The sequence below is a fragment of the Aminobacter sp. GW821-FHT11F06 genome, assembly GCF_058808215.1.
Map to the genome: position 1 here is coordinate 132,687 of NZ_JBXARL010000008.1, position 13,187 is coordinate 145,873.

General features: G+C 58.4%; 17 protein-coding genes. 10 read left to right on the plus strand and 7 right to left on the minus strand.

Annotated features, from left to right (window positions below; all coding sequences use genetic code 11):
• Positions 1 to 77 precede the first annotated feature (77 nt).
• Entirely contained in the window at positions 78 to 338 is a 261-nt protein-coding gene (locus tag AC1RTB_RS19775; RefSeq protein ID WP_492880783.1) for a hypothetical protein, read from the minus strand.
• 204 nt (positions 339 to 542) lie between these two features.
• On the opposite strand from AC1RTB_RS19775, the gene AC1RTB_RS19780 reads away from it, so the two are divergent.
• A complete protein-coding gene (locus AC1RTB_RS19780) occupies positions 543 to 734 on the plus strand; it encodes a hypothetical protein (RefSeq protein ID WP_492880784.1) in 192 nt (63 codons plus the stop codon).
• 116 nt (positions 735 to 850) lie between these two features.
• On the opposite strand, the gene AC1RTB_RS19785 is transcribed toward AC1RTB_RS19780, so the two are convergent.
• Together AC1RTB_RS19785 and AC1RTB_RS19790 are read right to left on the minus strand one after the other, a co-directional pair.
• Positions 851 to 1,351: an antifreeze protein gene (locus AC1RTB_RS19785; protein WP_492880785.1), complete on the minus strand. Its 501-nt coding sequence runs from the start codon at positions 1,349 to 1,351 to the stop codon at positions 851 to 853.
• 207 nt (positions 1,352 to 1,558) lie between these two features.
• Positions 1,559 to 1,981: a hypothetical protein gene (locus AC1RTB_RS19790; protein ID WP_492880786.1), complete on the minus strand. Its 423-nt coding sequence runs from the start codon at positions 1,979 to 1,981 to the stop codon at positions 1,559 to 1,561.
• A gap of 13 nt (positions 1,982 to 1,994) precedes the next feature.
• Between AC1RTB_RS19790 and AC1RTB_RS19795 the strand changes: the two genes are divergently transcribed.
• The 9 genes from AC1RTB_RS19795 to AC1RTB_RS19835 all read left to right on the plus strand — a co-directional run bounded on the left by AC1RTB_RS19795 (position 1,995) and on the right by AC1RTB_RS19835 (position 9,685).
• On the plus strand, positions 1,995 to 2,690 hold the full coding sequence (locus AC1RTB_RS19795; RefSeq protein ID WP_492880787.1) for an SOS response-associated peptidase: 696 nt from the start codon (positions 1,995 to 1,997) through the stop codon (positions 2,688 to 2,690).
• A gap of 35 nt (positions 2,691 to 2,725) precedes the next feature.
• On the plus strand, positions 2,726 to 3,196 hold the full coding sequence (locus tag AC1RTB_RS19800; protein ID WP_492880788.1) for a hypothetical protein: 471 nt from the start codon (positions 2,726 to 2,728) through the stop codon (positions 3,194 to 3,196).
• 147 nt (positions 3,197 to 3,343) lie between these two features.
• On the plus strand, positions 3,344 to 3,610 hold the full coding sequence (locus AC1RTB_RS19805) for a hypothetical protein (RefSeq protein WP_492880790.1): 267 nt from the start codon (positions 3,344 to 3,346) through the stop codon (positions 3,608 to 3,610).
• Positions 3,607 to 5,016, plus strand: coding sequence for a His-Xaa-Ser system radical SAM maturase HxsB (gene hxsB, locus AC1RTB_RS19810; protein ID WP_492880792.1), 1,410 nt, complete (start codon positions 3,607 to 3,609; stop codon positions 5,014 to 5,016). Before AC1RTB_RS19805 ends, hxsB begins: the two co-directional genes overlap by 4 nt.
• The gene (gene hxsC, locus AC1RTB_RS19815) at positions 5,013 to 6,116 is read left to right on the plus strand and encodes a His-Xaa-Ser system radical SAM maturase HxsC (protein ID WP_492880793.1); all 1,104 of its coding nucleotides are present in this window, start codon (positions 5,013 to 5,015) and stop codon (positions 6,114 to 6,116) included. The genes hxsB and hxsC overlap by 4 nt, the downstream gene beginning before the upstream one ends.
• Positions 6,113 to 6,682, plus strand: a complete 570-nt coding sequence (gene hxsA / locus AC1RTB_RS19820) for a His-Xaa-Ser repeat protein HxsA (protein ID WP_492880794.1) — start codon at positions 6,113 to 6,115, stop codon at positions 6,680 to 6,682. Before hxsC ends, hxsA begins: the two co-directional genes overlap by 4 nt.
• Before the next feature lie 303 nt (positions 6,683 to 6,985).
• A complete protein-coding gene (locus AC1RTB_RS19825) occupies positions 6,986 to 7,771 on the plus strand; it encodes a COG3904 family protein (RefSeq protein ID WP_492880795.1) in 786 nt (261 codons plus the stop codon).
• A 196-nt stretch (positions 7,772 to 7,967) separates the two neighbouring features.
• A complete protein-coding gene (locus AC1RTB_RS19830) occupies positions 7,968 to 8,468 on the plus strand; it encodes a hypothetical protein (RefSeq protein WP_492880796.1) in 501 nt (166 codons plus the stop codon).
• A complete protein-coding gene (locus tag AC1RTB_RS19835; RefSeq protein ID WP_492880798.1) occupies positions 8,465 to 9,685 on the plus strand; it encodes a hypothetical protein in 1,221 nt (406 codons plus the stop codon). Before AC1RTB_RS19830 ends, AC1RTB_RS19835 begins: the two co-directional genes overlap by 4 nt.
• 337 nt (positions 9,686 to 10,022) lie before the next feature.
• On the opposite strand, the gene AC1RTB_RS19840 is transcribed toward AC1RTB_RS19835, so the two are convergent.
• The 4 genes from AC1RTB_RS19840 to trbF are packed head-to-tail and all read right to left on the minus strand — an operon-like array spanning position 10,023 to position 13,186.
• A complete protein-coding gene (locus AC1RTB_RS19840) occupies positions 10,023 to 10,262 on the minus strand; it encodes a DUF2274 domain-containing protein (RefSeq protein ID WP_492880799.1) in 240 nt (79 codons plus the stop codon).
• A gap of 1 nt (position 10,263) precedes the next feature.
• Positions 10,264 to 11,478: a TraB/TrbI/VirB10 family type IV secretion system protein gene (locus AC1RTB_RS19845; protein ID WP_492880800.1), complete on the minus strand. Its 1,215-nt coding sequence runs from the start codon at positions 11,476 to 11,478 to the stop codon at positions 10,264 to 10,266.
• On the minus strand, positions 11,475 to 12,500 hold the full coding sequence (gene trbG, locus AC1RTB_RS19850) for a P-type conjugative transfer protein TrbG (RefSeq protein WP_492880802.1): 1,026 nt from the start codon (positions 12,498 to 12,500) through the stop codon (positions 11,475 to 11,477). The genes AC1RTB_RS19845 and trbG overlap by 4 nt, the downstream gene beginning before the upstream one ends.
• Complete coding sequence (gene trbF / locus AC1RTB_RS19855; protein ID WP_492880803.1) at positions 12,497 to 13,186, minus strand: conjugal transfer protein TrbF; 690 nt, start codon at positions 13,184 to 13,186, stop codon at positions 12,497 to 12,499. The genes trbG and trbF overlap by 4 nt, the downstream gene beginning before the upstream one ends.
• Position 13,187 lies beyond the last annotated feature (1 nt).

Here is a 13,187-nt window from a genome sequence, read left to right on the forward strand (position 1 = left end):
ATTTCCTGATGGTTTTGGTATTACGCGTATTAAAGCTCCGCTGGCTCTGGCCAGCGGAGCTTTTTTGCATCTCGTCTCTACTGCACAGCCCCCTTTACGAGAAATTCGTCAAGGAGTGGTGCGGATTGATTGCCAGTGTACACGCACGCAATCAGTTCCAAGATTTCTTTCGGGTTGGGCATGCCGCTGGTTTGGGCGGATTGGATCGTCATTACAAGGATATTGGCGAGATCAGCGCTTTCAAGTTTTCCCGCCTGGATAAGCTGGAAAATTGTTGCCTGTTGAATGAGCATGGTGGTCGTAGCGATTGTTTCTGTTGAGAACGCTTGCTGTGACATGGCATTTCTCCCCGCGCCTGCTCGACTAAGCCTTTCTCGGAAGCAACAGGCCCATAGATAATATTAAAGTTGTGAAGCCTGTGAACTGACGCCGATAGAAAATTGTAAGTTGTCACCGCTACACACAGGCCACCATCACTCCGTGTACATGCGTCTCAACTTCTTCGGTGTTAATATTCGTAAGTTCACCGGGGGAGATGAGCCATGGTGGTTCACCAAGAAATAATCGCGTACCTGGAGAGTGCATTCGACCTGACTTGCCTGAAAATCAATGATGCCTTCCTCGCCTACCTTATCGGCATGGCGCGTAGAGAAGCGTTTGAAAGCATGCGCAGGCACAATCAGCAAAAGAGAATGGCAGAGGATGAAGCACCGCCGCCTGCCTTTGACATCTAGTCGACAAACCGCCCCACTGCCGTAGAGGTGGTGGGGCTCCCTTTTTCGCTTTGGGCACAAAAAACCCCGACACTAGGCCGGGGCTGTCTTGCTAAGTTGCGCAGCGGGCAGAAGCGTCAGCCCTTCAGGCGGTCGTTGCAAAGGCTATAATAACCGCCGCCCTTCTGGGACCAAATCAGGCCGCCAAGCGTGCCAGCCTCCTTGTTCGCCCAGTACTGTTCAGAGCAGGTATGTAACCTGGCCTTGCCAGGGGCCTCGTTGGAAAATTTGGCCGAAATGCCCCGCGGGAACGTCACACCCTTGGGTGCTGCGATCGTGGCCTTGTCTGGCTCGCCAGTGTATTCGGCTTCGGTCGGCAGGGGTGCGTTGTCGTTGTCGGAAGCATCAGCGCCGCATTGTGCTTTGCGGAACCCGTTCCATTTCAGACTGCCCAGCGTGCCTGCATCCTTTGCCGCTTGATATTTCGCACTGCATTCCTTCATTGACAGACCAGCGGCGGGCACTTCAGCTTTAGCCGTCGTTTTGGCTGCCTTCGTGGGCTTTGCGGGCTCTACCGTTGCAGATGCGCCAGCAGCGCATTGCGTCTTTCTGAAATCGTTCCATTTGACGTCGCCCAAGGTGCCGGCGTCTTTTGCGGCCTGATATTTGGCGCTGCACTCTTTGCTGGACAGCCCCGCTGGAGCAGCTTCGGCTGCCGCCTTGTCTGCAGCTTTGGCCGGCTTTTTCTCAGTTGCTGCCTTCTTGGCAGGCTTGGCTGGCTCGGGCGTTGCGCTGGCATCTGAACCGCACTGATCCTTGCGGAACTGGTTCCAGGTCTGGCCGGCTCAGGAGCCCGCGTCTTTGGCGGCGTTATATTTGGTGCTGCATTCCGCCATGGTCAGAGCGCTCGCAGGCGCCGCCATGAACAAACCGATCGCCGCAGCGCCGGCCAAGCTTAGAAACCGAATCTTCAACATGTGAACCTCCGTTGCTTCCCGCAGGTAAGAGATTTCACGCAATGCCTCGGTCGGCAATGGCTTTCCATTGAAGAAGGTAACTGCCGCGTTCAGCGAGCGAGGAATGGCCCGAGCGCCAAGATGGCGGCGAGCGCCCCCAAAGAATAAGAGGATCAAAAGGCCGGGCAGTCGGCCCCGCATGCGCTCGCGCCAGGGCAGGGCGGCGAAGGCCTTCCGGTTCTCAGCCTCGTATGCTCGTTGCGCACGCTCTCCCATATCGGCAGTCCCCTTGCTCCCGTCATGAATTCGCATCTAAATTCGTACCATGTGCGGCCGTGTGTTTGTCAAATCGACCCTCGCCGAGATGGTGCGAAGCTTCGGCTTTGCTGATCCCGCAGCCGTTGGCGGGCTCGACAATAGTTTTCCCCGCTACAATGGCGCCCCAAGCCAGATGTATCCGATCATCGTCCAGGACGAGGCGCTGAAGGGCAGCGCAATGTTCGTTACGGCGAAATGGGGCCTGATCCCGTCATGGCAGAAGGAGGCAAGTCCTGGCCGTCCACCTTCGGTCAACGCCCGTTACGAAACGATTGCCACGAACGGCATGTTCAAGCGGGCCTATGCTTCAAAGCGCTGCCTGATCCCGATCGACGGTTATTTCGAGTGGAAGGACATCCACGGTACCGGCAAGGAAAAGCAGCCCTATGCCATTGCCATGAAGGACGGCTCACCTTTCGCGTTGGCAGGCATCTTCGACATCTGGCGCAACCCGTCGACGGGCGAACTCATCCGCACCTTTTGCGTCGTCACCTGCGAACCCAACGAACTGATGACGACGATCCATGATCGCATGCCAGTGATCTTGGCACCGGTCGACTACGCTCGGTGGATTGGGCCCGAGCTTGATCCTAAGGATTTAATGAAGCCATTTGCCAGCGAACTCATGACAATGTGGCCGATTTCCAGGAAGGTCGGCTCACCGAAGAACGACACGCCCGATATTCTCGATCCCGTCGACTAGCGCGAAAAGCCCCCTTCAAAAAAAGTGTTGGCCAAATGAGGATTGCAGCCCGTTCTCTGCCTGTGGCGTTTGTGCTTGCGGCCTTTGCTGGGGTTGATGCCAGCCCGGCGTTGGTGGAAACAAAACTAGTCTACGGACCGCTGGTGTCAGACGCCAATAAGGCCTGGTACGCCTGTCTATTTAGTTCTGCTGAAGAAGCGACCGGCAAAATGGGGCGCGATGCTGCCGCATCGACAATAGCGGAAACGGCGCTGTCCGCATGCGCCGACGGCGAGGAAATCGTCAGAGAGGCGATGTCTGACGACTCGGTATATTTCGTGTCGGTCGAAACTCAGATCGAACGGGTCAAGGAACAGTTCCGTGACGCCGTTGCCTGGGATTTGGCGCATCGGAAAAATGAATCTCGGGTCGCCTCATTCCATGTCCGGCACTTCGCCGTGCTGGCACGGGATCTTCGGCTCGCCATATTCGCCAATTGCTGGGTTGGGGGCATGGGATCTGATTAGCCCCTCATCTGCCGTTCGATCTCACTAGCAATTTTGTCTGCTGCGGCGACCGACTGGTGATAGTGCTGCCGGCGCAAAGTACTCCAAATGCAACCACAGACTTGATTGGCGGCCCGACCCGTAGCAATGTCCCCACGGGGGAAGGCAATGGTTTCCGTAAAACAAGAACCAGAGTCCGTAACCGTGGTGGAAGTGCCGCCACGGTTCAGAGAGTATGTATCGGCAGCCAGCTTGAAAATGCAGGTGCAGCACCCGCATCTTCGATTTATGGACCATGATGCAACCGTGGCAATTCATGGTGCGGGAGCCACTGAAGAAATCAGTAGATCGTTTCTCCATGCCCTTTATCGCGAGAAAATCTACACCGAGACCCTGCCAATGAGGCGCGCACTGATCGCTGCGGTGACGAAGTGAATGTCTGGCCGTTGAAATTCCGGGAGCATCCGGAAGATCGAATTCTCTTCGCTGACGATGCCGGTGGTTTTTTCCTGTCGAATATGGAGTTTCTCCAGCGCTACGCAGGCGACAGCTTGAATGCTGGCGATGAGACCTTCCTACAGGACGGCGGTCATTCCTTCGTTGACGAGTTCGATCTTTCCTGGAGTTCGTTTGCCTACAGGTGGTCACGACGACAATCGAAGCAACAGCGGTTGGCCTATGTAATCCTGGTGCCGACGCTGCGGTGTAATTTAGCCTGCGACTATTGCCAGGTTTCGCGTGCGGCGGAAGGGGCTCGGGGATTTGACTGGACAGACGAGACCCTGGCTAATGTTCTTGGTTTCCTTGACGGAATTGAAGGCCCCGACATCAAGATCGAGTTCCAAGGCGGCGAGCCGCTGCTTCGTATCGATCTGCTCGAGCGGGTCCGAGATTTCTGCCGCACCCGGTTCGACCAAGCGCAGTTCGTGGTTTGCACGAATCTTCAGAGCCTCGGATCGCGGGAGTGGGCGTTCCTGGAAGCTGATGACACATTCATCAGCACCTCTTTGGATGGCGATCGGCTAACCCATGAACGGCAACGGACACACGAGTCCGCCCGCACCGAGGCTTTCTTCTCTAACCTTGAAGAGGCCGTTCGCCGTTTTCCGGCAGGCAAAATTTCCGCGCTGCCGACCATTGATGTCGCCAACCCGCCCGACTTCGAAGCATTGCTCGATAATTTCGAAAGCTATGGCATCCACTCGGTATACCTTCGGCCGATCAACCACCAAGGGTTCGCTCGACGGCTGGGGCAGGGGGCTGATGGGCCTTCGCGATGGAATAAGCTCCACAGCCGATTTATCGACCTGCTGATTGCCCGCAATGAGAGGACGGGCAACCTCATGGAAGAGTACTATTTCAGCCAGTGCCTGAAACGTGTGCTCAGGATGGGTACCGACAATCACGTCGACATCCGCAATCCGAATTTCTTCGGATCCGACTACATCGTCATCGACCATGACGGCCGCTTCTATCCGACCGACGAAGCCCGTATGCTCTCGCGCATTGGCCGCATTGACCTCAGCGTTGGGGATGTCGGTTCCGGGATCGAGACCGAAAAGGTTGATATCCTCAATGCCTCTTCGCTGAACAACTTCGATCCAGACTGCATTCATTGCGCCTACCAGCCATTTTGCGGGACTGACGTCATTGATGACGTTTCTCGCTATGGCAGCATCGGCATCCCGCGGCCCGATACTTGGTTCTGCGGGCGACATATGTCTGTGTTCGATAAGGTATTTGAGGTTCTCTATCGTCGTGACCAGGCGGCGCGAACCTCCGTTGCCCATTGGGCAGGCGTGGGGAACTGGGGGGACCATATGGTCTCCGTGCACGCATGATCCCGCTCCGCATCAAAGTGGACAGCGACGCGGCCGAGCCATTTGTTGTCCGTCTCCGTTCCCTGGAGGGCTTCAGCGATGAAAGCAACAACGGTCTCAATAGTTACGAGGCTGCTTTGGAGGCCGCTGGTCCAGACGGTGCCGAGTATGTGGGCGAGGGCGGCACGCTATGGGTCCATGGCATCGACCCATCGGAAGTCGACGGGGATGTTTTGCTGGTCAATCCGGGCCGCGGCGTAGCCGACCGCCTCATACGCGCTACGTCACCGCATAATACTTTCCTGATCACTGAACGATGCGACCAGCTGTGTGTGATGTGCTCGCAGCCGCCCAAGAAGCATCACGTCGATCTGTTTCCCCATTTTGAAATGGCAGCGCTGCTCGCACCCGAAGGAGCAACCATTGGCCTTTCGGGCGGCGAGCCAACGATGTTCAAGGATCAGCTATTCGGATTCCTGCAGCGGGTGATGTGGCAGCGCTCGGATCTCCGCTTCCATATTCTAACCAATGGCCAACACTTCGACGAAAGCGATGTGACGGCCCTTCAATCGATCGACCGAACCAGAGTGCTCTGGGGAATTCCGCTTTATTCGCGCTCCCCCATTACCCATGACGAGATCGTCGGCAAAGCTGGCGCTCAGGAGCTGCTTCTCCGAAACCTTGCAATCCTTTGCCGATCTGGGGTGCAGATCGAGCTCCGCACAGTGCTGATGCAGCCAAACGCACACGGCCTGCTGGATCTCGCGCGCTTCATCACTGCGACACTACCTTTCGTAAAAACCTGGGCCATCATGCAGATGGAAAACATCGGCTACGGGCGTCAGAATTGGAAAACGTTGTTTTACGATAGCTCGGTCGGTTTTGATGTCGTGGCTTGCGCGATTGACCTTGTCAGGAGCCGGGGCATCGAGACCCGACTCTTCAATTTTCCGTTGTGCACAGTGCCGGAGCCGTATCGGGACTTAGCCCCATCCACCATCTCGGATTGGAAGCGAGCTTACATGGAAGAGTGCGACGGTTGCGATCTGAGGACCAAGTGTGGAGGCTTCTTCGAGTGGCATCCTCGTAGTCACGGATACGGCGCTTTGAGGGCCCAATGAAAAAGAGATTGTTTGCGATCCCGTCCTTGTTGGCAGCTGGGTTCCTACCTGTCGACATCTATGCAGCTCCGATTAGGCCGTCGTTCGATGACGGTGGGAAATTGAAATCGCTGTTCGACGTTTTCAAGCTCGACCACCAGTTCACCTTGGCGGGGCACCGAAGCCACAGTTCCCACCGCAGCCATAGCTCCCATAGCAGTCATCGATCTTCCAACGGCGGATATGTCTATCGGGCCCCTGTATATCGGACGCCGTCGCCAACATATTCTGCGCCCGCTCCTTCGTTTGCTGCTCCGAATCCGGCTCCGACTTATCGAGCGCCAGCGATCGCTCCAGCTCCCGCGCCTCTCAAGGTACTCCCGGGGAATGCTAATAAATTCAAAGAGATCGTGCGAGAAGTGCAATTCGCAATGTTGGCTTATGGGTACTACAACGGCGAACTCGACGGTGTTCTTGGACCAGACATGAGAGTTGCGCTGAAAAAGATGCAAGCCGACTACAGTCTGAAAGTTACTGGGACCATTACACCTGAGACGCTGAATGCGTTGAGAATTGCAGCGCGTTAAAGGCGGTAAACTGTAGCGCTGGGAGCGTTCACCGTCAGCGATATTGAATCTTTGGCGGATCGGCGACCGCAGGATCGCAAATTGCCAGTCACGTTTCTTCTCGAGCTCGCTGAGCCACCAACAGAATTCCGTCGGAGAGCGGTATCCCAGCAAGTGTCTCGATTTCGTATTCGAAGTAAAGGTCAACGCGGGTTCGCGTGGAAGTAGAGCTATGGATTTCGAAGTAGGGGAAGTGGCGGGAGCACGGTTAAAGATCAGCTTCTTGCGGATCACCCGCTTGGCCATTTTGGGAGGGGAAAGGGTTTGATTTCCAAATCAGCTTATTTTGTGCGGATTGTTTGCACTATTCTGTTAGCCTTCGTCACATCTCTGCCGACACCGATGCAAATCGCCCAAGCGGCGGCACTTGAAACGTCGATGAAGTTTCAAGTGGTTCGAAACTCAGATGTCTCTTGCGAACCACTATGTACTGAGTGGATATCGGCGGTCGGTTCCATTGAGATGGATACCCCGTCCAAACTTCGCAAATTGCTGGAGCGTCTTGGAGACCAGCGTCTGCCCATCGTGGTGACTTCCAGCGGTGGCAAGACCCATGCTGCACTTAAACTGGGGAGGCTGATACGCCAGCATGATCTGGATGTGGCAGTAGGAGAGACGGTCGTTGTCCTTTGCCAGCCCGACTATCAGAAGTGTCCCAAGGTTAAGCACGTAAAAGGCTACGCGAAGTCGGCTATGGCCAACTGCGATTCCGCCTGCACCTACATGATTGCGGGTGGGGTCAGTCGACAGATTACTTCGGCAAGTTTTGTCGGTGTCCATCTTGGAACTCCTGCGAAAGCCGCGCGGAAGTTTGGCCCGGTCTTGAAAAAGTACCTTGAGGAAATGGGGGTTAGTCCAGACTTGTTGACGAAAGCATTCTCGTCAAAGAAATTGATCAATCTTTCTCTCGCCGAAATGACTGGTTACAGGTTGCTGACCCACACCGATGGACCGGAGGCATTTACAGACCCCAAGATTTGCAAAAGATATCCATTGCCCGCGAACTGTATACAACGGTCTACTGAGGGAGTCATAGTTGCAGAACGTTAGCTGGTGCATCAAATCGAAACCGTTGACGATGAACTGCGACCCGCTCGAGATGATGCGTTCTCCAGACCGAGATCGATGCCGGATCAGCGGCTGTCGGGTCAACCCTAAAAAGGATCGAACGGCCCACGCACTGGTGGGCCGTTCGATGCGGGACGGAAAATCGAAATTGCCCTCGCGGGCTTAGGGGAGACATCTCATGAAAACATTTGCCAGATATCGGCTCGACTCAGTCGCGCAGGGGATCGCGTTGGTCGCGGCAGTCACTGCTTCGAGTCCGTCTCTCGCGGCAGAGGATCACTCGATTTACTACGGTTCGCGGGCAGGCATGCACCTTACGACGGTGTCGAAGTCCGGAATCGGCACTGCCAAGGCCGTGATCGTCGTCAAGCATACCCCGAAAGACGCCAAAGCCTATTGTGTCGAATACGAGCAGGATCACTCGATGGCCTGCGTGAAGCGCACTATGAAGGAGGTCAAGGTCGGCGACAGGGTTACGGCGAACTGCAAGAAGCGGACATGGACTGACGTCCATGGGCAAGCCTTCAAGTTCGAAGGGAAGGCTTCTTCTTCGGACCTTATGGCGGACTACGTTGTGCGCGACCTGGCTTCGGGTGAGATTCTGGACGGGTCTTCGGCATCTGGCTATCCCACGGCACTCAGCGTCTTTCAGGAGCTATGCCCAGGCATCGCAAAATGAACGTTCGCTACGTCGTTTCGCTAGTCTGCGCGCTTTTTGTTCCCTCTGTTGGCCAAGCAGCGGAAGTTGCTTTCGAGGGGTTGGTTGAGGGGCAACTAGGAGCCGAAGCACGCTTCCGGATGGAAGGTCCGATCATCAAAGGTGACAGCGATCGGGTCGTCGAGGCGTTGCGCAAGGCCGACATCTCTCCCGAGAAGGATCGATGGCGGAGAATAGTCTTTTCGTTGAACAGTGGCGGCGGCGCGTTCCACGAAGGCATTGACCTCGCTATGACCTTCCGCCGACTGGGCATGACGACTATCGTCCGCACTGAAGACGGCTGCTACTCGGCCTGCGCTATCGCGTTTCTTGGCGGCTCCGAACCTCGAAAGGACCCGACCCCTTTGGGGAATGGTGACCCGTTGCCAAATCAGTTGCCCTCACGCCTGCTGGAGAAAGGAGCACAACTCGGCTTCCATGCACCCTACCTAGCGGTTCCGGATGGAGACTATAATTCGACAACGGTGCAGGATGCTTACCGTGCTGCGGTTCTAGGGATATCGCGGTTAGTCGCCTTGGCTGACCATCTCTATGTCATTCCTGCGGAACTGCCCCGCCTTCTGGCTCTGGGTAAGGAAGAAGTCTACATGGCCGATGACGCGGACGCTATCCGGGTTCTCGGAATCGACTACACCGATCACTCGTATCAAGTCCGAGAGAACTACGGCTTCACGCGATCAATGATTCTGAATGCCTGCGTCAACCGATACTATCACCTCCAGAGGCGTAACAGCTTTGATGGATATTCGACTGCCCTGTCGGTGTTTAACGAGTTTGTCGAAGGTTCCCAACTGCTGGGAAATGGTGAGGAGGCGGATGCTTTCGGTGTTCGTCGCGTCGGGCAGGGAACAGTCGAAACGTGGCTTGCTCACCTCCCGATAGCGAAAACACAAGACGACAAATCATTCATCTGGTGCCTGTTCTCGCCAGGGGCTGGAAGCCCGACGACATTTTACAAGCCCGCCGGCACCATAGAAGAACTGTTCTCCGAGCTGCGGGAGCAAAATGATCTCTGGTCGTACTCGTCATCGGAGTCGTCGATAAATCTGACTACTGGTGACTGGATCGAAGACACGATGAGAGAAATCGATCTCGTCCCGCCTCAAACCAAGCTAGTGGAAGTTGTGCGCCAGTTGGAAACGTATCAGGCGACAGAAGACGTCGTCACTGTGAGGTGACGACTGTAGTCGACACACGAACCTAACTGCGGACCTGTTGCGGGTTCTCGTTGAGCTTATCTCGTGCAACGCTTGGCCGATCTCGGTCGTCACCCGGAAATCCACACACAGTACGTCGGGCGGGACAATCTTTTGTCGCTCGTAGCGATTGGGCGGGGCCTGACGGTCATGAGCGAGGCCGGGACCGCCGCTCAGTTTCCCGGAATCGTCTATCGGCGGATCGTTGGTGAGATTCTGCCATTTTGCGCAGTCTGGTCGCCGCGCAATGACAATCCGGCCTGCCGCCGACTCCTGAGCCTCGCGCGTTCGATGGCCCGGACGAGCAGCGGAGCGAGCGTCAGCCTCCCGATCCTGAACTTCCCGCCGAGTGTTTCGCCTTCGCAAAGCCTCGATCCGTCGCAATGAACCGCTCGAGCATGGGCACTATCAAGCGAATTGGATCGGCCGGCGGCTTGCCCGTCTCACGGCCGAGGATTTCGGCGTAGGTGATGAGGTCACAATGGAGGCTTGCCGGGAGATCCAGCGTCACCTTGATCGGCTTGTCGTCTACAATCGGACCAAGTTTCAGCTTTGCCACGTCAGCCTCCGTAGGGTTCGAGCACGAGATCGCGCGTGACGATGACGCGCACGGGGAATCCCGGCCGGATGGTCAGCGTTGGTGCGATCTGCAGTTGCCGCTGAACGATCTGTTGGCCGGCCTGGTTGACGGTGTCCTGCGCACCGCCACGAATGGCGCTGATCAGGCGGCCGTTGTCGTCACTGGCGAGTTCGGCGCCCACGCCGAGCAGCGTCGAAAGCGCGGCGGCCTTGGCAAGATCCCACCAGTGATAATCGACACCATCCTCGAGGCCGGCGTAGCCCTCGGCATCAGCACCGGGCTGGCGCTCCAGCACGATCGAGCGGCCGTTCGGGAAGATCAGCCTGTTCCAGACAAGCAAGACGCGGCGCTGCCCGAAGCCGACGCCGTTGTCGTACTGGCCAATGATGCGCGTCCCTTGCGGAACGAGCAGGATTCTGCCCGTCGGGCTGTCATAAATGTTCTCCGTCACCTGGGCGGTGATCTGGCCAGGAAGATCGGAGCGAACGCCGGTGATGAGCGCCGCTGCGATCACCGCGCCAGCCTGAAGCACATTCGCCGACGCCGGCGCGGTCACGCGATCGGGAGAAACCGTGCGCTTGTCCGGGGTCTGATTGAGGAAAGCGAGCTGGCGGTCCTGGGCGGGCGGCGTCGCCGGCTGCGGCGCCAACCCGAGATTTGTCAGGTCGGGCGCGGGGACTGTGGACGTCGTGGCGGTCGCCGCCGGTTGCGGCGACGCGCTGCGCGTCTCGGTGGAGGCGAACAATCGCGCCGTCCGAGCCGATTCCAGCTCTTGAAGCCGCCGCTGCTCCTCGGCGCTGATACCGGGATTGGGCGTCGCGATCGGCGGCACGCCATTCTGCGCGTTGAGGATCGGTCGACCAAGATCGCCCGGAAGCGGAGGGCCCAGCACCGGCCCGGTATAGTCGCGTGGCAGGCTGTTCAGGCCGTCCAGCGTTGCACGGTTGTCGGTCGCATAAAGCTCCTCGTTGCCCTTGCTCCCGCCCTGGATTTGCAGCGCGTAGATCAGCGCGCCGCCGATCCCGACGCTGGCGACCAGGCCGAGACCGGCCAGGACTTTGCGTGATAGCCGGGTCACGCGCGGCGGCTCCGGGCGCAGGCGCATCGGCGCGGCCGGCTCGCCGGTCAGCGGCAGGGCGCCGTCCTCGCCGGACGGCTCCGGGTCTTTCTCCTTTCCGGGTTCGATCTCGCTCATGACGCCGGCCTTCCATCGGTGCGCGAGATCCGCACTCGCTTTTGGTTGCGGTCGGCGCCGAAGCGCAGTTCGGCGGCGGCGAACAGCCGGTCGACGATCATGTAGTTGCCGCGCACGCGGTAGTTCACGAGTTCGGACGTCGCGCCCTCCGGGCCGACGACGAACAGCGGCGGCATCTCGCCCTGGCCGATGCCGCGCGGGAATTCGATGAAGACCTGCTTGCCGTCATCGAAGGTGCGCAGCGGCCGCCACGGCGCACGGTCGCCCGTTACTTCGTAGCGGAAGTTGACGCGGGAGACATCGACGTCGGTCGAGACGGGCTGCGCGGCCTCTGCCTGCGCGTTCTGTCGACGCAGCGCGATGAGTTGGTCTTGCGGATATTGCCAGGAGACAGACGCCATGTAGGTCGACGACGTCGAGCGAAGCTCCATGTAGTAAGTGCGCAGGTTGGTATTGATGACGAGGTTCGTCATCAGGTCGGGCCGCGTTGGTTTGACCAGGAGATGAACCTGCTTCGCCGCACCCGTGCCGCTCTCGGTGTCGCCGATGATCCAGCGCACGGTGTCGCCGGCGGCGACGGGGCCGGCGCCGACGAGCTGCTCGCCCGGCTGGAGCGCGATGTCCGTGATCTGCCCGACGGCCGTATAGACCTGATAGAGCGCCCCTTGGGTGAAGGGGTAGACCTGCATGGAGTTGATGAAGCCGTTGCGCACCGGCTGCACGCGAGCCTGTGCGTTGGCCTGATTGACGCGGGCGGCGGGATCGGCCGCCTCCGCCGGTTGGCGTACTCCGTCGACCGGCTTCATCTGGCCGGGGAGCGGCAAGGGTCTCGGCAACTCGACGATACGCACCGGCGATGGCGGATCGACCGTCTGAACGGCGGGCGCAGCGTTGTCGTAGCTGATTTCGGGCGGTGGCATGTTGGTCGCGCAGCCGGCGAGCGCAGAGGTGCAGAACAGCAGAAGCGCAAATGAGGATTTTCGGAGAGCCGGCTTTCCGGCTGTGCGGAAGGCAGGCGTCATTGTCCAAGCTCCTTCGACCAGTTGATGGCGTTGACGTAGATCCCGAGCGGATTGGCCCGGAGTTTTTCGGCATCGCGCGGGGTTTGCACGACGATGGTGAGGATGGCGGACCAACGCTCGGTCGAGGCGAGCGAGCCGTCCTGATAGCGGCGTTCGGTCCAAGCGATGCGGAACGAATCCGGCGAGGCGCGGATGACGCTCGACACCTCCACGGCGACCTGCTGCTTGCCGACCTTGGTGAAGGGGTCATTCGCGCGCGCATATTCATTGAGCGCGAGCGCACCGCCTTGAGTGGTGAAGTCGTAGGCGCGCAGCCAGTTTTGCCGCACGATGATCGCGTCGGCCGGGATCGAGCGGACCTGCTCGATGAAGCGGGCGAGATGGAAGGCAATCTGCGGATCGGAAGGCCGATAGTCGGCGACGGCGGGGGCGATCGCCTGGGCCTGGCCAAGTTTGTCGACCTGCACGACCCAGGGGACGACGGCGCCGCTGGCCGATTGCCAGACGAGCCCGCCCGACAAGCCGGCCGAAAGGGCAAGGCATCCGAAGGCCATGTAGCGCCAGTTGCGGGCCTGTACGCGGGCGGAGCCGATCCGGTCATCCCAGACCTGTGCGGCGCGTTGATAGGGCGTTTCGGGCTGTGGGGCTTTCCCGTAGTGGGTCGATGGTCGTTTGAAGAAGTTCATG

What these genes read in the sequence shown, in the direction of transcription:
- AC1RTB_RS19845 (WP_492880800.1), bottom strand. Translation starts at nt 11,478, where the DNA reads ATGAGCGAGATCGAACCCGGAAAGGAGAAAGACCCGGAGCCGTCCGGC.
- AC1RTB_RS19775 (WP_492880783.1), bottom strand. Translation starts at nt 338, where the DNA reads ATGTCACAGCAAGCGTTCTCAACAGAAACAATCGCTACGACCACCATG.
- AC1RTB_RS19795 (WP_492880787.1), top strand. Translation starts at nt 1,995, where the DNA reads ATGTGCGGCCGTGTGTTTGTCAAATCGACCCTCGCCGAGATGGTGCGA.
- trbF (WP_492880803.1), bottom strand. Translation starts at nt 13,186, where the DNA reads ATGAACTTCTTCAAACGACCATCGACCCACTACGGGAAAGCCCCACAG.
- hxsA (WP_492880794.1), top strand. Translation starts at nt 6,113, where the DNA reads ATGAAAAAGAGATTGTTTGCGATCCCGTCCTTGTTGGCAGCTGGGTTC.
- hxsC (WP_492880793.1), top strand. Translation starts at nt 5,013, where the DNA reads ATGATCCCGCTCCGCATCAAAGTGGACAGCGACGCGGCCGAGCCATTT.
- AC1RTB_RS19780 (WP_492880784.1), top strand. Translation starts at nt 543, where the DNA reads ATGGTGGTTCACCAAGAAATAATCGCGTACCTGGAGAGTGCATTCGAC.
- AC1RTB_RS19800 (WP_492880788.1), top strand. Translation starts at nt 2,726, where the DNA reads ATGAGGATTGCAGCCCGTTCTCTGCCTGTGGCGTTTGTGCTTGCGGCC.
- AC1RTB_RS19805 (WP_492880790.1), top strand. Translation starts at nt 3,344, where the DNA reads ATGGTTTCCGTAAAACAAGAACCAGAGTCCGTAACCGTGGTGGAAGTG.
- AC1RTB_RS19835 (WP_492880798.1), top strand. Translation starts at nt 8,465, where the DNA reads ATGAACGTTCGCTACGTCGTTTCGCTAGTCTGCGCGCTTTTTGTTCCC.
- trbG (WP_492880802.1), bottom strand. Translation starts at nt 12,500, where the DNA reads ATGACGCCTGCCTTCCGCACAGCCGGAAAGCCGGCTCTCCGAAAATCC.
- AC1RTB_RS19830 (WP_492880796.1), top strand. Translation starts at nt 7,968, where the DNA reads ATGAAAACATTTGCCAGATATCGGCTCGACTCAGTCGCGCAGGGGATC.
- AC1RTB_RS19790 (WP_492880786.1), bottom strand. Translation starts at nt 1,981, where the DNA reads ATGCGAATTCATGACGGGAGCAAGGGGACTGCCGATATGGGAGAGCGT.